This is a genomic window from Bdellovibrio bacteriovorus, assembly GCF_048286975.1.
GTDB lineage: Bacteria > Bdellovibrionota > Bdellovibrionia > Bdellovibrionales > Bdellovibrionaceae > Bdellovibrio > Bdellovibrio bacteriovorus_H.
On sequence record NZ_JBLVRT010000001.1, the window covers coordinates 1,296,367 to 1,320,725 of the forward strand.

27 protein-coding genes are annotated in these 24,359 nt (G+C 50.5%); 6 read left to right on the forward strand and 21 right to left on the reverse strand.

The window, feature by feature from the left end; translation table 11 throughout:
* Positions 1-25: 25 nt before the first annotated feature.
* Positions 26-1,198 (forward strand): hypothetical protein, encoded by a 1,173-nt coding sequence (locus tag ACNQKP_RS06475; protein WP_417863597.1) that lies wholly within the window; start codon positions 26-28, stop codon positions 1,196-1,198.
* On the opposite strand, the gene ACNQKP_RS06480 is transcribed toward ACNQKP_RS06475, so the two are convergent.
* The 11 genes from ACNQKP_RS06480 to ACNQKP_RS06530 form a co-directional block, all read right to left on the reverse strand.
* On the reverse strand, positions 1,190-4,408 hold the full coding sequence (locus ACNQKP_RS06480) for a hypothetical protein (protein WP_417863599.1): 3,219 nt from the start codon (positions 4,406-4,408) through the stop codon (positions 1,190-1,192). The two genes, ACNQKP_RS06475 and ACNQKP_RS06480, sit on opposite strands and share 9 nt — an antisense overlap.
* A gap of 183 nt (positions 4,409-4,591) precedes the next feature.
* Positions 4,592-5,305, reverse strand: a complete 714-nt coding sequence (locus ACNQKP_RS06485) for an ABC transporter ATP-binding protein (RefSeq protein ID WP_417863600.1) — start codon at positions 5,303-5,305, stop codon at positions 4,592-4,594.
* Positions 5,302-6,078 (reverse strand): ABC transporter ATP-binding protein, encoded by a 777-nt coding sequence (locus tag ACNQKP_RS06490; RefSeq protein WP_417863602.1) that lies wholly within the window; start codon positions 6,076-6,078, stop codon positions 5,302-5,304. Before ACNQKP_RS06490 ends, ACNQKP_RS06485 begins: the two co-directional genes overlap by 4 nt.
* On the reverse strand, positions 6,059-7,030 hold the full coding sequence (locus ACNQKP_RS06495) for a branched-chain amino acid ABC transporter permease (RefSeq protein ID WP_417863604.1): 972 nt from the start codon (positions 7,028-7,030) through the stop codon (positions 6,059-6,061). Before ACNQKP_RS06495 ends, ACNQKP_RS06490 begins: the two co-directional genes overlap by 20 nt.
* Positions 7,030-7,932: a branched-chain amino acid ABC transporter permease gene (locus ACNQKP_RS06500; protein ID WP_417863605.1), complete on the reverse strand. Its 903-nt coding sequence runs from the start codon at positions 7,930-7,932 to the stop codon at positions 7,030-7,032. The genes ACNQKP_RS06495 and ACNQKP_RS06500 overlap by 1 nt, the downstream gene beginning before the upstream one ends.
* A gap of 8 nt (positions 7,933-7,940) precedes the next feature.
* Positions 7,941-9,062, reverse strand: a complete 1,122-nt coding sequence (locus ACNQKP_RS06505; protein WP_011165721.1) for an ABC transporter substrate-binding protein — start codon at positions 9,060-9,062, stop codon at positions 7,941-7,943.
* Positions 9,063-9,151: 89 nt separating this feature from the next.
* Positions 9,152-10,141: a 6-phosphofructokinase gene (gene pfkA, locus ACNQKP_RS06510; protein ID WP_417863607.1), complete on the reverse strand. Its 990-nt coding sequence runs from the start codon at positions 10,139-10,141 to the stop codon at positions 9,152-9,154.
* A gap of 92 nt (positions 10,142-10,233) precedes the next feature.
* Positions 10,234-10,506: an HU family DNA-binding protein gene (locus ACNQKP_RS06515; protein WP_011165719.1), complete on the reverse strand. Its 273-nt coding sequence runs from the start codon at positions 10,504-10,506 to the stop codon at positions 10,234-10,236.
* 161 nt (positions 10,507-10,667) lie between these two features.
* A complete protein-coding gene (locus ACNQKP_RS06520) occupies positions 10,668-10,889 on the reverse strand; it encodes a DNA gyrase inhibitor YacG (RefSeq protein ID WP_417863609.1) in 222 nt (73 codons plus the stop codon).
* Positions 10,890-10,935: 46 nt separating this feature from the next.
* A complete protein-coding gene (locus tag ACNQKP_RS06525) occupies positions 10,936-11,643 on the reverse strand; it encodes a hypothetical protein (RefSeq protein ID WP_417863611.1) in 708 nt (235 codons plus the stop codon).
* A gap of 246 nt (positions 11,644-11,889) precedes the next feature.
* Positions 11,890-12,330 carry a metalloproteinase domain-containing protein gene (locus ACNQKP_RS06530; protein ID WP_417863613.1) on the reverse strand — a complete coding sequence of 147 codons (441 nt, stop codon included), beginning with the start codon at positions 12,328-12,330 and terminating at the stop codon, positions 11,890-11,892.
* Positions 12,331-12,528: 198 nt separating this feature from the next.
* Here ACNQKP_RS06530 and ACNQKP_RS06535 point away from each other — a divergent pair, with 198 nt between their 5' ends.
* On the forward strand, positions 12,529-13,350 hold the full coding sequence (locus ACNQKP_RS06535; protein WP_417863615.1) for a hypothetical protein: 822 nt from the start codon (positions 12,529-12,531) through the stop codon (positions 13,348-13,350).
* On the opposite strand, the gene ACNQKP_RS06540 is transcribed toward ACNQKP_RS06535, so the two are convergent.
* Positions 13,312-14,061, reverse strand: coding sequence for a prolipoprotein diacylglyceryl transferase (locus tag ACNQKP_RS06540; protein WP_417863617.1), 750 nt, complete (start codon positions 14,059-14,061; stop codon positions 13,312-13,314). The two genes, ACNQKP_RS06535 and ACNQKP_RS06540, sit on opposite strands and share 39 nt — an antisense overlap.
* A gap of 105 nt (positions 14,062-14,166) precedes the next feature.
* Here ACNQKP_RS06540 and ACNQKP_RS06545 point away from each other — a divergent pair, with 105 nt between their 5' ends.
* Positions 14,167-15,594, forward strand: coding sequence for a cyclic nucleotide-binding domain-containing protein (locus tag ACNQKP_RS06545; RefSeq protein ID WP_417863618.1), 1,428 nt, complete (start codon positions 14,167-14,169; stop codon positions 15,592-15,594).
* Here ACNQKP_RS06545 and ACNQKP_RS06550 read toward each other — a convergent pair.
* Genes ACNQKP_RS06550 through ACNQKP_RS06575 form a run of 6 tightly spaced genes read right to left on the reverse strand, consistent with a single transcriptional unit; the run spans position 15,579 to position 20,099 of the window.
* Positions 15,579-16,391 carry a metal ABC transporter permease gene (locus tag ACNQKP_RS06550; RefSeq protein WP_417863620.1) on the reverse strand — a complete coding sequence of 271 codons (813 nt, stop codon included), beginning with the start codon at positions 16,389-16,391 and terminating at the stop codon, positions 15,579-15,581. The genes ACNQKP_RS06545 and ACNQKP_RS06550 overlap by 16 nt on opposite strands.
* Positions 16,388-16,957 (reverse strand): ATP-binding cassette domain-containing protein, encoded by a 570-nt coding sequence (locus tag ACNQKP_RS06555; protein ID WP_417863622.1) that lies wholly within the window; start codon positions 16,955-16,957, stop codon positions 16,388-16,390. The genes ACNQKP_RS06550 and ACNQKP_RS06555 overlap by 4 nt, the downstream gene beginning before the upstream one ends.
* Complete coding sequence (locus ACNQKP_RS06560) at positions 16,954-17,829, reverse strand: metal ABC transporter substrate-binding protein (RefSeq protein ID WP_417863624.1); 876 nt, start codon at positions 17,827-17,829, stop codon at positions 16,954-16,956. The genes ACNQKP_RS06555 and ACNQKP_RS06560 overlap by 4 nt, the downstream gene beginning before the upstream one ends.
* Before the next feature lie 9 nt (positions 17,830-17,838).
* Positions 17,839-18,897 (reverse strand): outer membrane beta-barrel protein, encoded by a 1,059-nt coding sequence (locus tag ACNQKP_RS06565; protein WP_417863626.1) that lies wholly within the window; start codon positions 18,895-18,897, stop codon positions 17,839-17,841.
* Positions 18,897-19,502 (reverse strand): hypothetical protein, encoded by a 606-nt coding sequence (locus tag ACNQKP_RS06570; RefSeq protein WP_417863627.1) that lies wholly within the window; start codon positions 19,500-19,502, stop codon positions 18,897-18,899. The genes ACNQKP_RS06565 and ACNQKP_RS06570 overlap by 1 nt, the downstream gene beginning before the upstream one ends.
* 3 nt (positions 19,503-19,505) lie before the next feature.
* Positions 19,506-20,099, reverse strand: a complete 594-nt coding sequence (locus tag ACNQKP_RS06575; protein WP_417863628.1) for a hypothetical protein — start codon at positions 20,097-20,099, stop codon at positions 19,506-19,508.
* Positions 20,100-20,295: 196 nt separating this feature from the next.
* Between ACNQKP_RS06575 and ACNQKP_RS06580 the strand changes: the two genes are divergently transcribed.
* Together ACNQKP_RS06580 and ACNQKP_RS06585 are read left to right on the forward strand one after the other, a co-directional pair.
* The gene (locus ACNQKP_RS06580) at positions 20,296-21,516 is read left to right on the forward strand and encodes a sensor histidine kinase (protein ID WP_417863630.1); all 1,221 of its coding nucleotides are present in this window, start codon (positions 20,296-20,298) and stop codon (positions 21,514-21,516) included.
* On the forward strand, positions 21,516-22,040 hold the full coding sequence (locus ACNQKP_RS06585) for a response regulator transcription factor (RefSeq protein ID WP_417863632.1): 525 nt from the start codon (positions 21,516-21,518) through the stop codon (positions 22,038-22,040). The genes ACNQKP_RS06580 and ACNQKP_RS06585 overlap by 1 nt, the downstream gene beginning before the upstream one ends.
* Before the next feature lie 18 nt (positions 22,041-22,058).
* On the opposite strand, the gene lspA is transcribed toward ACNQKP_RS06585, so the two are convergent.
* The gene (gene lspA / locus ACNQKP_RS06590) at positions 22,059-22,568 is read right to left on the reverse strand and encodes a signal peptidase II (protein WP_417863634.1); all 510 of its coding nucleotides are present in this window, start codon (positions 22,566-22,568) and stop codon (positions 22,059-22,061) included.
* Between the two features lie 57 nt (positions 22,569-22,625).
* On the reverse strand, positions 22,626-23,240 hold the full coding sequence (locus tag ACNQKP_RS06595; RefSeq protein WP_417863636.1) for a hypothetical protein: 615 nt from the start codon (positions 23,238-23,240) through the stop codon (positions 22,626-22,628).
* 130 nt (positions 23,241-23,370) lie between these two features.
* Here ACNQKP_RS06595 and ACNQKP_RS06600 point away from each other — a divergent pair, with 130 nt between their 5' ends.
* Positions 23,371-23,508 (forward strand): hypothetical protein, encoded by a 138-nt coding sequence (locus tag ACNQKP_RS06600; protein WP_417863638.1) that lies wholly within the window; start codon positions 23,371-23,373, stop codon positions 23,506-23,508.
* Here the strand turns inward: ACNQKP_RS06600 and ACNQKP_RS06605 are convergent.
* Entirely contained in the window at positions 23,501-24,292 is a 792-nt protein-coding gene (locus ACNQKP_RS06605) for a siderophore-interacting protein (RefSeq protein WP_417863640.1), read from the reverse strand. The two genes, ACNQKP_RS06600 and ACNQKP_RS06605, sit on opposite strands and share 8 nt — an antisense overlap.
* Positions 24,293-24,359: the final 67 nt, after the last annotated feature.

Here is a 24,359-nt window from a genome sequence, read left to right on the forward strand (position 1 = left end):
TTTTGGATTTTTTGTTGCTGCATTGATGTTAGGTGTTCCTGCGGGGGCGCAGCAGACCCTGAATAAGGCGCGCGTTGAAGTCGTGCCGTTTTCTTCATTGCAAAAGAATATCCATCCCTTTCAGACGGATTGCCGCAATATTCTGCGCGAGCCTCGGGTTGAATGGGAGCAGTTCGAGATTGTGAAATTTCCCGAACAAAGCACGCTGCAGCTGAAGATTTCCGGTGAACTGAAAGAAAATCTGGATATTCGTTTCTGGAGCCGCAGAATTTTACTGTATGACAAGGATAAAAAGGCCCTGAAGCCCGTCATCCTGCCACTGGTGAATCTGCCGCTGAAGGCGGAAACCGGAAAATTTCTGATCTCTTTGAATATTCCTGAAAACGCCAACTTTATTTCAGTGCCACTGGAGCTGTTTGGGGATGAAAGTTTCCGTTATCTTTTCCACGTGCGCGGGGTGAATCAGGAAATGAAGGTGCAGGCTATGCCCGTACTGGACAAGGTTGGAAAAGATTTTTGTTCCCGTGACGTGATGTGGGTGGGGACCGGTTTGATGGGGGCTGCTCAGAAGCAGGACACCAGCCCGATTGTGACCACCTTGGACTTGCAGTCCTTCACCTTCGACACGCTTTCATTTGCACGCCGCTGGAACTGGAAAGTGGATCGCACGATTCGCACCAGTGCTTACACCAGCACCTTCCAGTTTAATAATTTCCTGGATGTGTCCGGCAGTCAGCGCCTGTTTGATATCAAGGGAGAGGTGGCCTTCACCAAACGTCATTGGACCTATCGCAATGCTCTTTTCAAAGTTCAATACGGTTATCTGGCGGGTGGTGATTTTGAAAGACGCCCTTATGCCTATGTTGCCAGTGCAAACTCCGGTGGGATCAGTACCGGCCAGCATATCAGCGCGACGGCGGGTGGATTTGCCGAACTTTTTTCCCACGACAAGAAATGGTACACGGATGTTTCTTTAAGATTGCATCCGTTCTATTTTGGCTTGGATCACACTTACAGTGGTATTGGAATTTCGGGTGAACTTGGTTTTGCCCATCCGCTTAGTTATGAACGAAGCATCGGCGTTTATACTTATGGGACCATGTTTCAGGGGAAACATGCGGGTTCCGATTCCAAAGACAATTCAGATGTCTTTATCTTCGAAACCCATCTTGAGTTCAGGTACGGCTGGTTATTTTAGAACGTAGGATGGCGTTCTGTGCATGAAGGTGTCGTGAGCTTCGCCATAGTTGCTGACGCCCCAGCATTTCAGGTCGCCCAGTGTGGTGATGGCACAAATGTGCAGTGGTGTCGTATCCACTAAATTCATCCCCATACTGATGGATTTGGCCAGGCCAAACCCAAAGGCATAACTGGCAGTGGGTATGCTGACGATTTGATAGGTGGAGCTGACAGCACCGCTATTGTCAGTGCCCCAGCACTTGACCGTTTGGCCGGTCATGGTGGCACATCCACCAAAGGATCCAAGAGAAATATCCGTGGCCCCAGCCAGCTGTGGAGCAGCAAGGGGAGTGGTCGTTATAGTTCCCGTAGCCACAGTGGTCAGCGGGATAGAGGCCGCAGCAGAGCGCCGACCCCAGCATTTGGTGACACCATCATGGATGTAGCAGGCGCCTTCGTTGCCCATTGAAATTTTGATTTCTTTGGTTGTCGTAATTGTATCGATCAGCATCGGCACGTGCGTGGCGTTTCCAATGGCAACACCAGCGCCGATAATTCCGTTGGCATTGTAGCCCCAGCAATAGATCTCTTTTGTCGTAGCGTTGGCTTTGACAGCGCATGTATTGCTGATGCCAGTGTAAATGCTTTCCACTCCGGACGTCAAATTTGGGACGGCCGTGGGATAGGCGTAGGAAACATTGATATTTGCATGTCCCGATTCTCCTCCACCGTTGTTTCCCCAGCACAAAACGCCACCAGATGAGGTGACGGCGCAGCTGTGATTGTACCCTGATGAAATGTCCTTGATATTGCCGGGAAGACCCGCGGTGGCATTGGGATAGGTCGTTGGAATTTGATAAGGCGTCAGAACTCTTTCGCCCGTGGTTGTGTTGTTTCCGATTTGTCCGGCGCTGTTCAAACCCCAGCAATAAACTGCGCCGACCTCGCTCAACGCGCAGTAGTGCTGAAATCTGCCAGTGATTTTTTTAATGTTGGTGATCGGAAGGTTGAATTGAGGACGCGTAAAGCTGTTTCTGTTGTTGGTCCCCAGCTGACCTTCCTCATTTTGTCCCCAGCAGGTGACTGTTTTGTTAGAGCGAAGTGCACACGTCGAAGCGAGTCCGGCGACGACTTGCAAGTAAGTGTCAGATGATTGTCCTGGGCTAAATGCTGCAGCAAGGTAAGCATCCCCCCAGAAACCATTGCCAATTTCTCCGAAGCGGTTAAAGCCCCAGCACTTGATTCTGGTTGATGCTGTGATCGCGCAGCTGGCAATCTCACCCAACTGGAAGTCGGTGATGGTTTCGCCGAAGTTGTCCATTCTCTGTGGCACATAGCTTTCAGTAAGCTCGTACTGGTTGGTTGCTGATGGCAGACCGACACCCCAACAATAGAGGTTGTCATCCACACCCAGTGCGCAGGAGCTGTCTGTGGCGACTTTAACTTTTTTCGCTTTTACGGGCATGGCGACTTGGTTAGAGCTCTGCCAGGACACTGATCCTGATGAAGCTCCACGTCGCGAGCGATAGTTACTGCCCCAGCACCAAACATCACCAGACTCCGTCAATCCACAACCATGGCGAACATCCGCAAGGGTGCTGCCATTGACAGAAATGGTCTGGATGTCATTGGGAAGTCCGGTGATAGTGATTGGAACGGGCGTGGCTGTTGCACCCGTTCCCATTTTTCCCCAGCATTTGACGGATCGGATTCCGGTGACCTCATCGATGGCGCAGGCCATTTTGGTCCCCGCCGCAAGGTCTATGGCTTTGGTGATGTATCCATATAAGGTCGGAGTCGAATAAACCGGAGTCGTCGTGGCCTGGCCAACAGTGGCATCGGCGTTGTTACCCCAGCAGCGCACTTCGTCGTTGGAGGTGATCATACAGGTGAATCCCATACCTACAGTGACTTTTTTAACGTTGGTATAGCCAGCAAGCTTTTGAGGGGTGGCAGTGGCAGTGGTGGTACCATTTCCCAGCTGGCGCGTGGCGTTTTCGCCGAAGCAGTAAACATCGCCAGCAGTATCGATATAACAGTTGTGCTCGGCGTATCCGGTTGCGATGTCCCGAATACTGCTGGCGCCTGGAACCTCGGTTGCGAAGTACTTCGCGGTGACTTGCCCTGTACGAACAGGATAAGCACCCCAGCAATCCAGCTTTCCATCCAGTCGTAAGGCGCAGGAATGGCCTTTCGCGGCGCCTGCCAGGGCTTTGTATCCGGTGGCGTGCACTCGGGTGCTAGTGTCTGGCATAGTGTTGATAATATTCACAGCAATTTTGGGAAGTGCCGAGGCGGCATTGGTCGTTCCCGTGATGCTGATGTCAAAGGATTTGGTAGGGGCCGCGGTCACCTTGGTCATGATTGAGTAAAAAACTTTGGCGGTAACGGCACCGGCAGGAATTGAAACTTCCGTCGCAATAATATCCGGGAAGTAGTAATCAATACCGGCAAGTGCGGTTCCAGGAATGGACTTCAGAAGCACTGTCGTTGCTACGGGGCTTGTGCGGGACAGATTCAGCTCCACATTTCCCATGGTCTGTTCCTGATTGAAGTTGCCTAAAGTAGAAAGCGTAACCACCGGACCTGCAATGAACGCTGGAGAAGTTTTTTCGGCACTGACGTTACCCACTTTATCGGTGGCGCGAACCATGTAGTAATAGGAGTCGGCCTCTGTGTCCGGCAGGCTCAGATCATCAAAGTACAATTGATCTTTGGGTTTTACGGTCCAGTCTTTGATGACTGCGTTGCCGGCAGTCTTCACCAGCTTGATTTCATACTTGTCGATACCGGACAGATTATCGGTCGTGGCCGGCGCATTCAGGCGTGGCGATACAGTCAATAGCGAGCGGGTGGAGACCAGAGTTTGTGTGTCAGAAACGATCGGTCCCGACTTATCCAGAATGATTTTGGCTTTTGTGCAGTCGCTATAGAAGCCGTCTTTGTTGCGAACCTTCACGGAGATAATATGTTCACCTTCCACGTTGGGAAGCAGGGCCGTTTTTTCAGATGTGTAGGGTTCCCACATCTCGGAGCAAAGACTGCCAACGACAAAACTCAGTTCAGAAATTTCAGAAGTTGAAATGATTTTGACCGGAACGCTGGTTTGTCCTGTGTAGGAAATGTTGTCGTTGACCTTCAAAGTGATGCTGGGGGTGTTCTCGCTTGAGAAAATGAGTGAAAGATCATTCTTGGTGGTGCAAGAACTGAGAAGCAATAAACCAAACACGAGGTATAAGAACGTTCTAGTCATGCTGTTCTGGTCGGATATTTGGAAGCAATTATAAAGACTTAGGCAGGTTCAATCTCAGTCTGAAACGACATGAATGTTCCAGAGAAAGTGTCCGCGGAATACTTTGCAATGCCATGGTCTTGAAATAGTAAGGGACGTAAAGGCCCCCATAGGAAATAGCTAGACTCCGAGATAGCTTTTACGGACTTCGTCGTTGTTCAGAAGACTCTGGGCAGAGTCCTGCATCACAATGCGACCGCACTCTAGCACATAGGCACGATGGGAAATCTTCAGCGCCATGCGCGCATTTTGTTCAACCAGAAGGACGGTCATGCCCTCTTCCTGATTCAGCTTTTTTACGATTTCAAAAATCTGCGCCACAATCAGCGGAGCCAGCCCCAAAGACGGCTCATCCAAAAGCAGCAAACGGGGCTTTGCCATCAGTGCGCGGCTGATAGCCAGCATCTGCTGCTCACCACCGGAAAGAGTTCCGGCCATCTGGGAAATACGCTCTTTCATTCGTGGGAACAGAGTCAGGCACATTTGCAGGTCTTGTTTGATTTTGGCTTTGTCTGAACGGGAATAAGCTCCCATTTCGAGGTTTTCAAGCACACTCATTTGCGGGAAGACACCACGGCCTTCCGGAGATTGAGCAATGCCCAGGCCCACGCGCTTGAAGGTGGAAACTTTATTCAAGTCCTCACCGCGAAACCGGATATTGCCCTGGCTGGGAACAATACCTGAAATCGCACGCAGGGTGGTGGTTTTACCCGCACCGTTGGCGCCGATCAGCGACACCACTTCACCTTCGTTGACGGTGAAGTTAATGCCTTTTAAAGCGTGAATGGAGCCGTAATAAACATCCAGATTTTCGACGGTCAGCAATGGATTCATTCGGCCTCCTCGACGCCCAGATAGGCTTCGATCACTCTTTGGGAGCTTTGCACTTTTTGCGGTGCTCCTTCTTCGATCTTCACGCCGTGATCCAGAACGATGATGTTTTCGCAGATCCCCATGACCAGCTTCATGTCGTGCTCAATCAAAAGCACGGTCAGTTTGAAATCTTCGCGGATCTTCGCGATGGTTTCCATCAGATGGTGGGTTTCTGAATGGTTCATACCGGCCGCCGGTTCATCCAGCAGAATGATTTTCGGATCCGTCGCCAGAGCGCGAACGATTTCAAGCTTGCGCTGTTCACCGTACGGCAGGGATGTGGCTGGTTTGTGGGCTTTGTCCTGCAGTTTGAAAATCTTTAGCAGATCGATGGCCTTTTCCTGCAGACGTTGTTCGTCCACACGGAAAGAATCGGTCTGAAACAGGGTATCGAACAAACCATAGCGAACATGCTGGTGCCCCGCAATCAGAACGTTGTCCAGAACCGTGAGGTTTTTAAACAGGCGGATGTTCTGGAATGTGCGCGTGACTCCGCGGTGGGAAATTTCATACGGGGCCAGGCCCTTCAGGCTTTGACCTTCCATGGTGACTTCGCCGGAAGTGGGCTGATAAACCCCGGTCAGCATATTAAACACGGTGGTTTTGCCGGCGCCATTCGGACCGATCAAGCCGGCCAGCTGGCCTTTTTTGATTTGGAATTCCAAAGAGTCGACGGCCTTCAATCCGCCAAACTGCATGGTGATCTTGCGGGCCTCAAGCAGAACGTCGGACATATTTTCTCCAAACATCGCTGAATTCCATATCCCCGAACAAACCTTTTGGTCGAAGAATCATCATAAGAATCAAAGCCAGGGAATAAATCACCATACGCAGATCGACACCCGTCAGTTCCTGCAGCGGACGCAAAGCTTCTGGCAAAACGGTGATGATGATGGCGGCCACGATCGATCCGGTCATGGACCCCATGCCCCCCAGAACAACCATGATCACCGCGTTTACACTTTGCAGGAAGGTGAAAGAGGACGGATTGATGAAATTAGTAAAGTGCGCAAACAAAGCCCCGGCAACACCGGCAAAGAAACTGGAAAGTACAAAAGCTTTTACTTTCATGCGGGTGGTGTTGATGCCCATGGCTTCGGCGGCGATTTCGTCTTCACGAACGCTCAGGAATCCGCGACCGTGACTGGAATGCATGACCCTCCAGATGGTGAAGAAGCAAATCACCAGCCACACGGAAGCAAACATAAAGGCAAACGGGAAAGAGCCAAAGCTTGGAATGCCGGAAAGACCGCGCGGTCCGCCCAGGAAGTCCATGTTCAATAGTGCCACGCGGATGATTTCACCAAAACCCAAAGTGACGATGGCCAGGTAGTCACCTTTTAAGCGCAAAGATGGCAGACCCACCAGGAATCCCGCCACCGCGGCGGCAAGACCCGCACCGATCACAAAGACAAAGGATTGAACCAACTGCATGGATTCAGGCAAAAAGCCCCACTTGGTGGAAGCGTATGCCGAGAAATATGCACCGATGGCCATAAAGCCAGCGTGTCCCAGAGAAAACTGTCCGGTATACCCATTGACCAGATTCAAGCTCATGGAAAGCAGACAGTTCACGGTGGCAAAAAGAAGGATCAGTTTGATGTAAGCATTAACGCCAAAATCCAATCCGATTCCCAGAACAGCAAGGCAGATCAGGGTGAGTGCCGGGTTTTTAAAGGCTTTCATCAGACCTTCTCCACAGAGTATTTACCCAGCAGGCCTGCCGGCTTAAAGATCAGGATAACAATCAAAATTCCGAAAGCCAAAGCATCACGATAGGTGCTGGACAGATAGGCCACGACCATTTCTTCAGAAAGGCCCATGATCATCGCACCCAGAACCGCACCGCCGACGTTGCCGATACCACCCAGAACTGCGGCGACAAAAGCCTTCATTCCGATCATCATGCCCATCAAGGGATCAATTTTAGGATACTTCATGCCGACCAGCACGCTGCCGATACCAGCCAAAGAAGAGCCGACGATAAATGTGAAAGCGATGATGCGGTCCGGGTTCACTCCCATCAGGCTGGCCACCATCGGGTTGGCGCTCACCGCACGCATGGCGCGGCCCATTTTGGTTTTGAACAGCAGGAACTGCAGTCCCAGCATGGCAACAATGCCCACACCCAGAACTGTCACATCAAATGAGCGGACTTCAACGATGCCGATAGAGAAGATCACAAAGTCTTTCATGACTTCAGGAAAGACTTTGGGATCGGCTCCGAAAACCACCTGACCGGAATATTGCAAAAACAAGCTGACACCAATGGCGGTGATCAGAACATTCAGTTTTGGGGAGTTTCTTAAAGGGCGATATGCCAGACGTTCAATCACCAGCCCCAGAAGACTGCAGCAGATCATCGTGATTACAATCAGGGTCAGAAGAGTGCTGAAGCCGGGGTTGTTTTCAATTCCCAGCCAGCGGGCGAAATAGTAGGCGGCAAAGGCGCCCACCATGTAAACATCCGAGTGGGCGAAGTTGATCATTTTCAGGATTCCGTACACCATCGTGTAGCCCAGGGCGATCAATGCGTAGATGGATCCAAGGCTCACTCCGTTGATCAAATGCTGTACGAAATCCTGCATGCACGTCCTTATGGGTTGATGGTCGTCACAAACTTGCGGTTGTTGCCGTCCACCTGGATGACCACCGCGCTTTTCACAGCGTCGCGGTTTTCATTCAGGCTGATTTTCCCGGTCACGCCAGGGAAATCTTTTGTCTTGGACAGTTCATCACGAATGGCTTTGCCTGACAAGTCTGGCGCACGTTCAATTGCAGCCACCAGGATTTTGGCAGCGTCGTAACCCAAAGCCGCCAAAGCATCCGGAGTTTCATTGTACTTCGCTTTGAATTTTTTGATGAACTCAGTCACCGCAGGATCGGTGGACTCGGTGGTGTAATGGTTGGAGTAGTAGTTGCCGTTGATGGCTTCTTTGCCGATCTCGTACAATTTGTCAGAATCCCAACCGTCGCCACCCATCAATGGCACTTTCACGCCCAGTTGGCGGGCTTGCTGGGCAATCAGGCCCACTTCAGTGTAATAACCCGGAACATAGATCGCTTCCGGATTTTTAGAACGGATTTGCGTCAGCTGGGCTTTGAAGTCAATGTCACCGGCCTGATAGCTCAGATCGGCAACGATCTCACCGCCACCTTTTTTGAATTCTGCCGCGAACACATCCGCCAGACCCACGCTGTAGTCATTTTTCACGTCACGCAGGATCGCAGCTTTTTTGATCTTCAGGTTTTCTTTGGCGAACTTTGCCATCACCATACCCTGGAATGGATCGATGAAGCAGACGCGGAAGACATAGTCACCGGCTTTGGTCACATCCGGATTCGTGGAAGCCGGGGAAACGAAAGGAACTTTGTTGGACTGGGCAATCGGAGCTGCCGCTTTGGATCTGCCGCTGGCAACGCCACCGATGATCGCCACAACATTATTTTGAGTGATCAGACGGGTCACCGCAGAAGCTGCTTCTTCGTTTTTACCCTGATCGTCCAAAGTCACCAGGCTGATTTTTTTGCCTTTGACCCCGCCCGCGGCGTTGATTTCATCCAAAGCCAGACGCACACCTTTGTTGGAGCTGAGGCCGAACGTGGCATCGCTTCCAGTCAGGGAATCATATTCACCGATAACAATTTCATTTTCTTTTTTGGTGCAGCCGCTGATGAGTGGCAGAACCAAAATCAGAGCCAAGAGGAGTTTTTTCATGTGGACCTCGCTGTGGGTTGCTTAAATGGAATACTCCATAGAATTCAAGCTCCTACAGTCGAGGTCAAGGTAAAAACGTGAGGACGGGTTTAAGTTGCCAGAACACTCGCCAGCGAGATCAGATCAAGCTGGTTTTTCTTTTCGTTCTTGTACACGAGGTCCAAAGGCACCTGAATAAGTCGTTCGCCTTCAGTGCCGATCATGACGTCGCAATACCCTTTGAACAAAGCATCCACGGCAGCAGCACCCATGCGGCTGGCAAGAATACGGTCTGCCGCCGTTGGAGATCCGCCACGCTGCTGGTGTCCAAGAATACAGACTTTTGCGTCCATGCCGGATTTTTTGCGGATGGCATCAGCAAGATCATATGCGCGTCCCGGTTTCTGTCCTTCAGCGGTGATAATGATGCTGCTGGTTTTGCCACGGGATTTGGCTTCGTTGATACGGTCGATGGCTTTTTCAACGGTGGTGTTGGCATCCGGAGTGAAGATTTCCTCTGCGCCACCCGCAAGACCCACGTGAGAGGCGATGAAGCCCGAGTTTCTGCCCATCACTTCCACGATGAACAAACGGTCGTGAGACGCAGCGGTGTCACGAATGCGGTCAATTGCTTCAAGAGCTGTGTTCACAGCCGTATCAAAGCCGATGGTTTTATCACTGCCAAAGATGTCATTGTCGATAGTGCCAGGAACGCCGACCACCGGGATCTGATGTTCTTCCCAAAGGGCGTGAGCACCGCGGAAGGAGCCGTCGCCACCAATACAGACTAAGGCATCAAGTCCCAAATTTTTGATATTCTGAGCGGCGCGCGCGCGGCCTTCAGGGCGCATGAATTCTGTAGAGCGGCCGGTTTTAAGGATCGTACCGCCACGCTGGATGATGTTGGCCATGTCACGAAGTTGCAAGGGCTCGATCTTGTTTTCGATCATGCCGACATAGCCGTTGTGAATTCCGTACACTTCAAGTTTTTGCGAGATCCCCACACGCACAACTGCGCGGATTGCCGCGTTCATACCCGGGGCATCGCCACCGCTTGTGTACACACCAATTTTCTGAATTTTCTTATCAAACTTAGCCATGGGATAGAGGCTACCCCGGGATTATCATAGAGACAAAATAAAAAAGGCGTCCTTGCGGGACGCCTTTTCAGAAATCGAAAGACTTCGGTTAATTACTTAACCATAGCTTTGAATTCAGCACCTGCGCGGAACTTCGGAGCCCATGCAGCAGGGATTTTGATCGCTTTACCAGTTTGTGGGTTGCGACCAGTGCGAGCTTTACGTTTAGCTTTAGTGAAAGTACCGAAGCCAACCAATTTAACATCGTCACCTTTTTTAACGGATTTTTTGATGTTTTCTACAGCGCAATCAAGGATTGCTTCTGCTTGAGCTTTGGAAACTTTTGTTTCAGTAGCGATTTTTTCGATAAGTTGAGCTTTGTTCATTTGAACTCCTCTTGCTGGACACGTTTGTGTATCCGATGTTGATTATAAAATCGTGATGATAACTCTTCGTCATCCAATGACAGCCACATGAAAATCCATAATCAGAATTTCGTCAACTGCAAAATGTGAAAAGGTCTCTGAGTGTGGATTTGCGGCTGATGCTAATGTTTGTCTTCGCCTGGATAATCATCATCATCCATGGAAGTTAAAGCATCACTTGAAGAATCTTTGACGGGAATTCTGTAGGATTCAGAAGCCCACTCGCCAAGATCAATAAGTCTGCATCTTTCAGAGCAGAAAGGACGGAAGGGATTGTCGGTTGAGTACAAAGCCAAACGCCCGCATTGCGGGCATTTGACCTGTCGAGATTGAGATTCGGTCATAGTCGAAATTTATTCCAAGTCCCGCACCCAGTGCAAGACGCGGAGCTTAGTAACGCTTGAAAACACCGGTTGCGAACTTCGTCGCAACGCCATTGTGCGGGAAGTAAAGTTCGTAAGCGAACTGATTCTGCGCCAAAGTGCCTTCTTTCACCATCACCTGGATCAGGCGAAGACCACCACCGTTCAGGTAAGAACCCTGAGCGCGGATTTCAAAGCCTTTGCTGTTGTTGATCAGACTGAAGGTGTTGTTGTTGGAAAGAATCAGCGGGTTGAAAGCAACTCCACCAGCGTTGATTCCCAGGTTCAGTGTGTACTGATACCAGTTTGGAGCAGGGTATGCTTCAAATCTCAATACCGGTCTCATGGAACCGTCGATAGAGAAAGACACCATCAATGAACCGGAGGCCCAGTTTTCACACTTGGCTAAACCAGCTTCGATACCCCAGATAGTGCGACCACACACGGCCAAAGCTTCTTTCAGGAAGGTGGCGTAAGCACCACTGTTCACGATGCTCAGGCTGCCGCGGTAGTTCGTGTTATTACCATAATAGTTATAGTCATAGAATTGGGTTGGGCCGGTTACGACGTTGCCGCCGCCATTGACCACAACACACTGTGAACCGTTCCAGACAGTTCCTGCCGCACAGTTGGGAATTGTTCCCGTGTTGTTGTTTCCGCCGCCGCCACTTTTTCCGCACGCCGCCAAAATCAGCGCGCTATAGATCGCAATAAACGATACGATAATCCTTTTCATAATAAACCTCTCTCTCGATATTTTTCCTCACTTACAATGCAATACATGAGTCGTGCCAGAGCAGGGGAATGTTGAAAGAGGGTTTAAATGCAGATGGGCAGAGCCAGACTGTTAACTTATTTATAAGGTCAGCCAATTTGTGTCACTGGCGTCGCAAGAGCTGCGTGTGGCCTGTGGAAGAAAGAATGAGAAGAGCCCCGTCTCAAAATGAGACAGGGCTTGAACATATTGAAAGTACTGGTGGATCTAGTCGCCGCGAGTGACGTCGGCGGTGTTGGAAATGCCAACTGCATTGCCCGCATCATCCAGATCCACTGTGAAGCGGATGTTGGTTTCTCCCAGGGGGCGGTAGGTGATCAGCAGATTGCAGACGGCGGTTCTGCCGCTTTTCTGAACAGAGCACTTGGTGTCTGTATGGGAAACCGAGCTCGTCATGTCTTCCAAATTCTGGCCTTCGGCAAGACGGGTCAGAATTTCGTCATTGTAGGCTTGGACTTTAGCCAGAATATCCGTCAGTTTTTCATCAGGGCGAACATCCCCATCGATAAGCATTGTATCTGCATTTTGCTCCAGCAGAGTCAATGCCTGCTCCTGCAGCTTCTGGTCATTCAATGAATCAAAGGCAGAAGCAAAGGCCTGGGTTGAAAAGACAAAAGCCATCAATAGAAAAGTCATTGGCGCGCGCATAAAATCCTCCGGATTTGCAAAATGATTTGTCGATGTTAAGTCCTAGCAGAATGCGTGCCTGCTGGAGATGAGCTTTTGTTTGATTTCACTGCCTAAGCCACAGAAGCAAGAACAAATTCCGTCACTGTGGGTGGAAACTTTCATGCGACTTAATGCATTTGCGACAAGTGCCGGCAAATGTGGTAAGGTTGCGACCCTATGAGCCGCGAAATAAAAAAATATTTACCCTACATTCTGGCGACACTTCTACTGGTTGGACTCATTGCCATGGTTCAGACGCAAAAACCTTTGAGGGTGCGCACCTCGGGGGCTTCTTTCGCTCAAGAGCCGGGATACTTCTTCCTGCCGCCCGGCAGTTCCCGGGTTTCCGACATCACATATGATCAGTACCGCTCTTTGGTGAATGAGTTTCAGGTGAAATATATCATGCCCGTGTTTCATGGCACGGGAAAGCCCCTGCTGGTTCCTGATGAATGGGAAAGTCCATATTTTGCGGCCTTCGCCCAAGATAAAGATCAATATATGCAGGTATCTCTTTGGGGTGGAATGGCGCGAGCGCCCGGTGCAGACTTGGCAATACTAGCAGGAATACTGTGTCATGAAATTGGTCATGTCCTTGGTGGAGAGCCACGCCAGACAATCCAGTGGGCCGAGTGGTCATCCACTGAAGGTCAATCGGACTTTTTTGCCACGAAAGAATGTCTGCCCCATTTTTTGAAAGCTCATCCTGATTGGGCTTTGCCGGTGGATCCGGCCGTGCTTGAGCTTTGTGATGGCAATGTACTGTGTGCCCGCATCGCGCAGACCGGAGTTGCGATGGTGAACTTTTTCAAGCGGTATGATTCCCAGAAATCCGCAGATGTTTCGTTGTGGACGCCGGCTCCGGCGGCGACGGAGCTTTTAAGAAACGTGTATCCGTCTCATCAGTGTCGTCTGGATACTTATCTGGCAGGGGCTTTATGTCAGACGGGCGGACGTTGTTCAGCTCCGGCGTGCTGGTTCGCGAATCATCAGGAATAGTCCCAGCGCCATAATAGTCAGGCTGATCCAGCTTGAAATTGACAATCCCAAGGAAGGCCCTCGGAAATCATCACGGAAAGCTTCCATCAGCAGACGGCCCATCCCATGCAAAACCATCCACAGGAAAAAGATGCTGCCCGGATTCTTTAGCAATTTCGGGCGCAGCGAATGCGCCGTGGTTTCAGTTCCCAGTAAAATGAAAAGCACACCCAGTTCCCAGAGTGAAGCATAAGCCTGGGTCGGATGCAGACCATTCACGGCCCAAGGGAGGTCACAGGCTCCACCATAACAACAGCCCGCCAACAGGCAGGCCACCCGGCCCAGCACATAAGCCAAGGAAAGAACGGGCGCAAACAGGTCCAGGTAGTCTTCAAACGGCACTCGAACCACAAAGATCATATATAATAGACAGCTCAGGCCCGCCAGAATTGCGCCGCCATAAAAGACAAAGCCACCATTCCAGAAATAAAAGATGCGGGCGAAGTCTTCCTGATAATGCTCGAAGTTTTCATAAAAGACGTGAAACAGGCGCCCACCGATAAAGCCCGTCACCATGATGATAAGACTTAGGTCCAGAGCGACTTTGCGGGAAAGTTCAAACTTGTCCGCCCGGAGGCTGATCCAGAAAAGGCAAAGGCAAACCGTCAGACTCAGAACGAGATAATAAGTGGGAACGTTTAGAGTGGGCGACAGGGGAATGAATGGAAACAAGCGGCCTCCGCTATACCGACGATAGACTTAATTTTCTTTGATTACCAAGAATATTCAACACGATTCTGGTCAAGGGCCCGGAACTACAGACATAATAAGGCCTATATGAAGTTGCACCCGGCTGAAATCGCCAAAGAAATTAGGGCCTTTTCTTTCTTCAAGTCTTTTGCGGACGATCTGCTTTTGCAGACTTCGGCCATGGTTCATTGCGAGTCATTCGCAGCGGGGTCCTTCATTCTGCAAGAGGGCAAACAAAACAGCTCTTTGTTCTTTTTAAGATCCGGAAAAGTCGAAATTTCCCTGGCTTCTGAAGTGATTGCCACTTTGGATACTCCGGGCGAAGTATTCGGTGAAATGAGTGTGATCACCACAAACCCGACATCCACCACGGTCAAAGCTCTTTCACCGGTGGAATGTTTTGTGATCCGTTCCGAGGATTTTGGCCATGTTCATCCCAAGGACAAGGACCGTTTCCAGGCCTTGTTATATCAGATTTACTGCAACGTCCTTACAGAACGTCTTATGAAAACCAACGAAAAAGCGCGACTCTTTGAAATCCTGAACCGCGAACTTCACGAAGCCCAGCAGAAAATCCAGAAAGTGGGTGGCCGGGTCTTGTTGGTTGAGCCGGAAAAGAAACAACAACTCCCGATCCGCATGGCTCTGGGGGGCACCGGAGTTCAGCTGGATATTGCGGATAACTCTGATGGTGCGCGCGAATTCCTGCGCGACAACCAGTATGATGTTGTTTTGTGTGAAGAAGGCTGCGTGGACGTGCTTAAAGAAGTCCACGAAGGCAAGAAAACGCCTTATTCCATTTTGCTAACCAGTAAAGATGTTCAGGGGAATCTGCGCATTCTGGAAGGCAATCGTTATGTGGATCATATCATTTCCCGGGATGCGGAAGACCGCAACGCCACCATTCGCTATGTTTTGACGGCGCTGGGAAAACTTCTGAACAAAGATCTTTTCGGCATCGAAAAATACCTGACGTGGGGAGTGGAAGTTCAACGCAAAGTCGTGGCTAATTCCACTCACCGTGAATCCCTGCGTGAGGATCTGTACAGCTACTTCAAAAAGATGGGGGTTCGTTCCACCATTTTGGACCGTGTGAATACGGTGGTTGAAGAAATGCTGATGAATGCGATCTATGATGCACCGGTGGATTCAACAGGAAAATCCATTTTCAATCATGTATCCCGCAAAGAGGAAATCCAACTCGACACCCACCAGCAGTCCCAGCTTCGTTACGCCAGTGACGGGGTTTATCTGGCCGTGGGAGTGAAGGATCCATTCGGTTCTTTGACCAAGGATATCATCATTGATTATCTGCTCAGCTGTTACAATGGTTCGGCAGGAAGCATGAATGCCAATAAAGGCGGCGCGGGGCGCGGCCTTCATCAGATCATCGAAAATGCGGATTTGACAGTGTTCAACGTTAAAAAAGGCGTGTGCACTGAAGTCATCTGCATGTTCAATATTGACGGCCAAAAGCGTGAAGCCCAGCCGTCATTCCACTATTTCTTCGTATAAGTGATAAGTCCCAACAACATCTGTCCCAGAAGCACGCAAGGCACTGTGGGCAGATTTGTGGATAAGAGCGAGATCGCAAACCCCAAAGCGGTTCCACCCACGGAAATCACCAGCATTCTGATCAGATAGCTTTGCAAGTTTCGGCTGCGCGTGGCGGTGAAGCTGGTTGCAATGAACAAAGATCCGATGGTGAAAAGATAGCCCATGCTTTGAATCGCCATCGTCGTCAGCAGCAGTGTTCCCACGTCAAAGGCGCGGTTTTGCCAGGTGCGATGAATGTAGCTGTGATTGACCATCTGGAAAGAAGCCAAGGACAAAGATCGCCAGAACTTCAAAACAAAGATTCCAAACGCCACAGCCGCCAGCAGACATAGTTGAGCACCCGTATCGCTCATCACCGCCAGATCGCCGAAATAAGAGGCGGCAATATGGCTTTCCAAAGCCGGGGTCAGATAGCTGATCAGATAGGTCAGTGACAGGAAGAACACGAACAGGGTCAGATAGATGTGATTGCGATCGGACTTGGTCTGAATCAGCTGATCCATCAAGAGCAAAGTAACCCAACCCAGTGACAGTCCGGCCACCAGACTGATGCCGTGAAAGTCAGTGCCCAGCAGAATATTGATCACCAGCCCCAGAACGATACCCAAAGAAGCACCTTGTCCTAGAACAAAAATCTGCGCACTTTTTTCGCGGGCACTCCATTGCGATCCGATCAATGCCAGCACCGCTGCCATCAGGATAGAGGACGGCAGGGACCACTTATAAATTTGCAGCAGTTCAATAAAGGATGTCATCGGATCTCCAGCACACGAACGCGGTTCCATTCAGCGGTCAACGCACGATGGGACACCAAAACTAATGAACTTTGCGGATTTTCTTTCAGATAATTCCCCAGAGCTTCTTCCAGCTGCAGGGTTGACTCGGAATCCACGTGATTAAACGGTTCATCCAGAATCAGCAGGCGCGGTTTTTTCGCCAGTACCGCGGAAAGCAGGATCTTTTGTCTTTCACCACCACTGGCGGTGTTCCACTTTTTATCCAGATCCATATTCTTTAACAGGGGGTGGGATCCTTCGTTATCACCCAGCAGATCACGCAACGTCAGCGGCAGGTGAAAATGCAGTGTGCCCAGCTGAGGCAGATACTGAATGTCTTTTTGCGGAATTGAAAATTGAAAACGGCCATCGAAGTATTTATGCAGACCCAGCAGGGTCTTTAGCAGCGTGCTTTTTCCCGCACCATTTTCACCGCGCAGGAAAAGCACTTCGCCTTCGTTTAGTTCCAGATTCACCACGGGTGAAAGCGCAAGGCCTTCCGAGCTTCGAACCTGCAGATCACGGGCAGAAAGCAAAGAACTCATTTTACAGACCCCACCAGCAGTTCCTGCAGTTTGGAAATGGAATTCGCATCGCCTTTGACGGGCACATAAGACGGCACAATCACCACGGGGACACCGGACAGTTCCTGGAAGCGTTCCAAAGTCTTATGCGGCGCTGAGGCGGTCGCAAAAAGTACAGTCACTTTATTGTCCTTGGCAAGTTTTGCTGCCTGAGCAATGCGCGCTGCGGACGGAGGCATTCCCGGTTTTTCTTCCAAAGAACCCGCAGACTCAAGGCCATAAGCGTTGAAGAAATAAGTGAATTCCTTGTGATACTCCATCACTTTGGTTTTCTTCACGGCTTTTGCCAGACGCTCCTGCAGGCGGGTCATGTCGGCTTTGAATGCATCATAGTTTTTCTCGAAGACAGCGCTTTCTTGAGGCAGCGCCAAAGACAGCACTCGCACCACTTCGCGGCCGGCTTCAGCCATTTTCAAAGGACTTAAAGTGAAGTGCGGATTCCCGTGTGCATGCACATCACCCAAGGAGCGGTTGATAACGCCGGTCGGGATATCCAAAGGTTTGATGCTGTTACCAAGAATGCAGGAACCCGTCCCGCCATCTTGAATTTTTGCATTTCCTGATTTGGAAAGAACTTTCGGAAGCCAGCCGACTTCCAGTTCAAGTCCCATGGAACAGACGATGTCGGCACGATTTACTTTCAGAATATAGTCAGGACGGGCTTCGGCAAAATGCGCATCTTCAGAACCTGAAAGCAGGCTTTGCACTTCAACTTGATCTTGTCCGATGGCACGCACCACTTCGGCAATATCTGGCAAAGTGGTGACCACTTTAATTTTGGCCTGAGCAGAAGCGCTGAATACGAACAGAATTAACAGCAAAAATTTATTCATGACAGGCTCCTAGAATGAATGGGCCGGGTGGGCACCCAAAATCGCCACCCACTGCAGTTCAATTTTCTGGCTGATGGTGTCGGATTCGCCCTGATAAGTTTGATTATCATAGGTGTATGCCACACGCAGCAAAGAGAACTCGCTGTTTTTAAAAGTCAAAGTCGGGACAAATCCATAATCCAGATTCTTTTGTCGGGAGCCATCACTGATAAAGCTGCGTGACAGATCCGAGAACAAATCCACACGAAGACCCAGGAACAGCCTTTCTGACAAGGACATCTGCGGATAGAAGTAAGCCCCGATGTCTTCCTGAGTCTCAGCCCCGGGTGCGCTTAAGTTGCGGTACCAGATTTCAGACTGGAACAAAAAGCTCAGCGTTTTGCCTTCCATTTTTTTAAAGACAAAGTCCAATCCGTACAGCTGGGTTTTGGTTTCGGCGGCATCCGTGCGGCCCAGATAGTTCATGCCCCATTGAAGGGCACCGGCCTCGCCAAAATCGACAAAGTTCACCGGGTGAATATAGTGAGTGGGCACTTGCGGCTTTTCACCCGCATCATGGCTGTGGCCATAAGTGTAACCATTGGTCACACCCATGGTGATATCCCAGTAGCTGTCCGTCGGAAGCAGAGTCGAAAACTCAGCCCCGGTGTCAGCAACACCTTCTTCATCAAAGAATTCCGCCTGCACACGGGGTGCAGAAACAAAGGCCCAGTCATGCTGGTGGAATTGATTCAGACGCCCCACGCCCAGAAAGAACTTTCCGACGCGGAAGCGGGAATTCGGGATCACTTTGCTGGAGCCCACATAGGCTTCGTGAACTTCGGCCACGAATTCGCCTTCTTCATTGTGAGCGGCAAAGTTCAGATAAGCATCAAAGGTCGGATCCAGCGGGCCAAAGAACATCAGTTCGGCCGCCCGGATATCGAGTTTGTTTTCAGCAGAGTCTTCGAAGTTCAGCGGCGCCACCAGATCCAAAGCTGCCGCGGATTGCATGTTCTGCAGAACCTGGGCTGAAGCGGTCGTTACGGTGGTGGAAATCAAAGCGGCAGTTAGAATCAGTTTTTTCATCAGTGTCCATCCTGTGGGGAAGAAAGGCGCGCATTCAAAAGTTGAGCATTCGTGGCCGTGAAGCCCCAAGCCCGGCCAGAGCCATTGCCCGGAGCTGCATCATAGTTCAGATCCAGGCTGTCTTCAGCGCTGTTATAAACTGTGTTGGTGTGATCCATGCCCGAGGATTTGGCACCACTCCAGATCAACACGTGCGCGGGACGTTCATTGTTGTGAATGTCGAGAGTGAATGTCAAATTTCCGGAGGCATCAACAGCAGCAAACATGGAACTCCAGTCCTGCACTTCGCCTTGAGCGTCGGCCTGCACCAGCAGGGTCGTTCCGGTGCGCGTGAACGTCACCGTGAATCCACTTTGCAGGCTGGAATTTGCAAACGTATGCAGGCTCAAAGATCCCCCATCATTCAGGGTGAAGGTGACTTCAAAGTTCGCGCCGGAAGAAACAGTCGAAATGCCTTCGGTCATCAAACCTTTGCCCGCACCCAGAGCATAGTAAGAGGAATCTCCGACTTGCAGGGCCTTGCTTAGGTTGTCTTTGTCGGGATTGTGGCCGCCGCCACAGGCGGCCAGGGTCAGGCAGAATAAAACAGCGAAAAGCGTTTTCATGGACTACTCCTGATAGCGGGGTTCGTTCGGGCCCGGGTTTCTGTTGCGGTGGCAGTCAAAGTGATCGCCGTGCATGTGACACATAAAATGAGACTTCACTTCACCGGCGCCCGCATTGTGAGTCAGTGTTGCCCAGATGTTGCCACCAGTCTGCCACATTTTCACGTTCGTGATCTGGGACAAAGGTGCAATTTTTCTGGCGAAGATGTCAGCGGAATAAGCCAAGGAATCTGCGAATTCATCAACACCGAAGCTGACATCATTGGCGGGAGTGTCGATCACACCCAAATCAGCAGAATCATGGCAGTGAGCTTCCTGCGCATCACCGTGAGCGTGGAAGTGGCAGTCATAACCCACCACGCGAGCCGTGCCGGAGTTATCCAGATAGGTCAGTTTTACTGCGGCGTCGTCATCGGCCTTGAAAGTTTGAAAGCCAACAAGGTTTCCAATGTTTCCGGTTTCAAAAAGTTCCAGAGCGGCCACCGATGCCAAGGTCACCGGAGACTGGTTCAAAATGGTGTTGCCATGATCGTGGTCGTGTTCATGAGCAAAAGCAGAGACTGGCAGGGCCAACAAAAAAGAGAGGATGAATTTCATAGGTACTCCTTGGATTCTTTTGCTTCTAGCAAGTCCACTTTCTAATTGCAAGATATTTGCATTTAAACCAAAGAACTGAAATCAATTTGGGTTTGGAAACTCGTAAGTGCTTGAAATCACGATATAAGGGGCAGCGAATCGTTGCATATCCAAGTCTGCGGTTGCACCCCCGGGGGGCACAAGCTACAAGGGGCGCATGCCAGGACTGATTCGTTTTCGTTGGATCGCTATTGTTTCTTTATTGCTTGGAACCATCCCACTTTTGAAGTGGGGCTATTTGGACAAGCGGCATTTCCCATACATCATTGCGGTGCTGACTTTGTTGGCCATTTTAAATGTTCTGGCTCACAGTATCTGGCCCAAACAAGAGGACTATGGGCAAAAACAAGTGCTGGTTCACCTGTGGGTGGATTTGCTGGCGGCTTCGGGTTTGTTGTTCGTAAGTGGTTCTGCTGACAATCCGTTCGTCAGCATTTTGTGTATTCACTCGTTCCTGGGCGGGATGCTTTTGCGCAAGAAAGCTTCTTACGTTTTTGGGGCGTCCGTGTTGCTGTTGCTGACACTGTTGCAGTATGAAACCTGGCTGGATTCGCAGAAGACCGTGGGTATTGATTTTTCTGAACTGTCTTTGCGTTTTCTTTCCCAGTGGGTGTTGATCACGGCCAGCTGGTTTGTCAGTCATTATTTTTCAAGTCTGCTGGCGCGTAAAGAAAAGCGCATTCGTCTTTTGCAGGATCGTCAGCATCAAGCCGACCGCCTGAAAGCGCTGGGCGCCTTGACGGCGGGGTTCTCTCACCAGTTGGCGACGCCGATGAATTCCCTGAAACTTCGCATGGAGCGTGGCTTGCGCAAATTGCCGGAAGAAAGCTCCAGTGCGCGTGAAGAGTTTGAAAAAGCTCAAAGCTCACTGGATGAATGCGTTCGTGTATTCCAGCACATGGCTTCAGTCTTTTCGCGTTCGTCACAAAGTGAACTTCAGCGCGTGGAACTTCCCTTGCTGGTGAAGGATCTGATCGGCGTGTGGGAAAAGGAAAATCCCGGCATCGTGGTGGAATCCCATCTGACCACTGATTCTTTGTGGTGCCGGCTGCAAACGCTGGCTTTTTCCCAGACATTCTTTGATCTTTTGGACAATGCTTTGGAAGCTTCGTCTGCGCAAAGTCCGCTTTACGTGCGCCTGTTCCAGGAAGACACCTGGGCCGTGCTGGAAGTGGTCGACAAGGGTTCAGGAATTTCGGCCGAGATTTTGTCCCGTTTGGGTGAACCCTTTGTGACCGGTAAAGAAGCTGGCAACGGACTGGGCATTTATTCTGCGCAAATGATGGCTCAGGCCAGTGGTGGGGATTTTGTGATCACCAATAACGTCAGCGGCAAGGGCGTTACCGCCCGCATCCGTCTGCCTTTGGAGGAAAAGTAATGGAACAACACGGAAAACGACTTTTGCTGGTGGAAGATGACCAGGGTTTGCGTGAAGTGTTGACCGAAGAACTTCAGGAACGCGGCTTTCAGGTAAAGGCCTATGCCGACATGCCCGCCGTGGCCGAGCTTGCGGAGATCGACTGGGCGCTTTTGGATTTGCGTGTGGGCAGTGAAAACGGACTGGAGCTTTTAAAGGATCTTAAAGCCCGTCATCCGCAAGTCAAAGTCGTGATGATGAGTGGCTTTGGCAGTGTGGCTTCCGCCGTGAAGGCCATGCAGTTGGGCGCGCATAACTTTATCGCCAAGCCAGTGACTGTAGAGATGATTCTGAGAGCCTTCAGCGATCAGGCTGAAAACATGGAGCTGCCGGAGGAAGAGATTTCCCTGGCGCGCATGGAGCGTGAATACATCGACTATGTCCTGCAAAGCTCCGAAGGCAATATCACTCAGGCCGCCAAAAAACTGGGTCTGCACCGCCAGAGCCTGCAGCGCAAACTGCGCAAGAACATCCCTCGCAAATAGCACAAACAAAAAAGGCGCCTATGTGGCGCCTTCTTCTTTTTCTTTATTCTTTTTATTTTCCAGGAACATCAACAGCAGCAGCAGTCCGACGCCGCCCACGATCGCCATATCGGCGATGTTGAAGGCTGGCCAGCTCCAGCGGTTGTACAGATGGAAATCCAGGAAGTCGATCACGTAACGGAAGCGCACGCGATCGATATAGTTCCCGATTGCACCACCAAAGATGCTGGACAGAGCGATGATCTGTTTTGTGTCGTCATCTTTCACTCCACGCAAGATGCCCAGAATGATCAGCAATGCGATCGGCGGCATGGACAGGAAGAAGATCTCACGGAAAGAGGGATGGCTTTCAGCCAGGAATCCAAACGCCGCACCGAAGTTTCTTACATATGTAAGATTGAAGAAGTTCGGAACCACGATAACGGATTCACCCAGGTGGAAGTGCGTGTGAACGTACACTTTTACCAGTTGGTCCATGGCCACCAGAAGGCCGGAAATAAGCAATAGCCAGATATATTTTTTCTTCATGCGGGGGAGTATAGCCTAATTTAAATAAGATATTAAATGATTTCGTAGGGATATGGCTTACTTCAGAAGACCTTTGGAGCGGCTGTAGCCGATCTTGATCAACATTCTGAGGGCTTCCAGATCCGAGCTCAGGTTGAACTCGTCTTTGACTTCCTGAATCATAGCTTTGGAGCCACAATCAAGCATATCAAGGGTTTCCGGGGTGCGGGACGTGGTCGTCAAAGTCTTTTCTGTGTAGGAAACTTGAGTTTGTGTCGTCGGTGCCGGTGGCATCGTCATCATCGGCTGAGCCGGTGGCAGCACCTGCTGTTGCATCTGAGGGACGTGCTGAACGTGTTGAACCTGATGAACCGGCTGTTGAGGAGCCATCATTGGTTGTGCCTGCACAGCGGCGGCTGCGGCGGCCTGTACGACAACAGAGCTAGCCTGAGGAGCGCGATCCAATTCGCCCATCATGCCTGCCAGACTTTTCAGCTCATTTTTGAAGTTCTGGATGCTGGGTCTTTCAAGAGAGTGTTCACCATCACGGGTGGCCTTCAGATACAGGCTGACCAGAATGTCCGGAGTCGTTGCCATTTCCTTGATAGAGCTGTTCTGCACCATAAGCCATTGATAGGCTTTGAGCATCGTCTCTTTCGTGTAAGCCTGTGGTGGCAACGGATTCATGGTCATTAACTAAAAATCTCCGGGAGTGAGGGACTGAAACTACAGAGTTCGTAAGATTGAGTCAATGCAGAGACCTCACTATTTAAAACAATTCAATGCTTAAAAATTATGCATCTCTAGATAGGGGGGATTTAAGGTGATTACAAAACTAGAGGCGACGCAGAAAGGGCTCTTTTATGAAAAACTTTTTCTTGATTTGGCGGAAGAGATTTTTTTGGTGACTCCCGAAACCCTTGCTGTTCCGGGAGCTCCAGCCGCTAAGGGCATTAAGTAGTTTCGTTTTTCTTCCAGTATCCGGTGGCTTTCACCCAGTTTGAATTTGCACCGCGAACTGTTTCAACCAGCTCTTTGAGCTCTTTGGATGTTTGCAGTTCAGTGGCGATCCAGCAGAAATAATCACCATGTGGAAGTGTTGCTTTCAACACAGATTCTTTCAGTTTTACGGCCATTCCCGGTGGGTTGTTTTCACGCAGAACCCAGTGAGTTGTCACACGGGCTTTGGATTCAAACTCGCGTTTTTCAGATTCATCTCCGATCTCAATGATCACCACGGCTTCGGTTGCGGCCGGAAGCTCGCTGAGGCGGCGGGCAAAGGACGGGATCGCACACTCATCACCAATCAGCAGGTACCAGTCAAAGTCATAAGGCACTACCGTTGAGCCACGGGGGCCGCCAACACCAAGATAACTTCCTACCTGGGCTGTGCGAGCCCAGTCCGCAGCGGGACCTTCTTTGTGCAGGAAGAACTCCAGATCCAGTTCTTGGGCAGCATTGTCAAAGCGGCGTGGAGTGTAATCACGCATGATCGGCTTTTCGCCTTCCGGGAAGACCGGTCCCTGAGGACCAAGCTCTGGAATCACCGGCATTTTTTCGCCGGGCTTTGGGAAGAAGACTTTGACGTGATCATCAGGGGACGCGCTGTAAAAATCGGCGAGGTCTTCACCGGTCAAAGTGATGCGCCTCATGCGCGGGGAAATATCAGTGATGGATTTCACCTGCAGCAGTCGGAACTTAAGATTGTGGCGAACTGACTGAGGTTGTCTGTATGTATTTTCCATTCGAGGAACCTCCAATATCTTAGATCTAGGAGGCGGGTTGATTTGGCGCAACCGCTTTTCTTTCAGT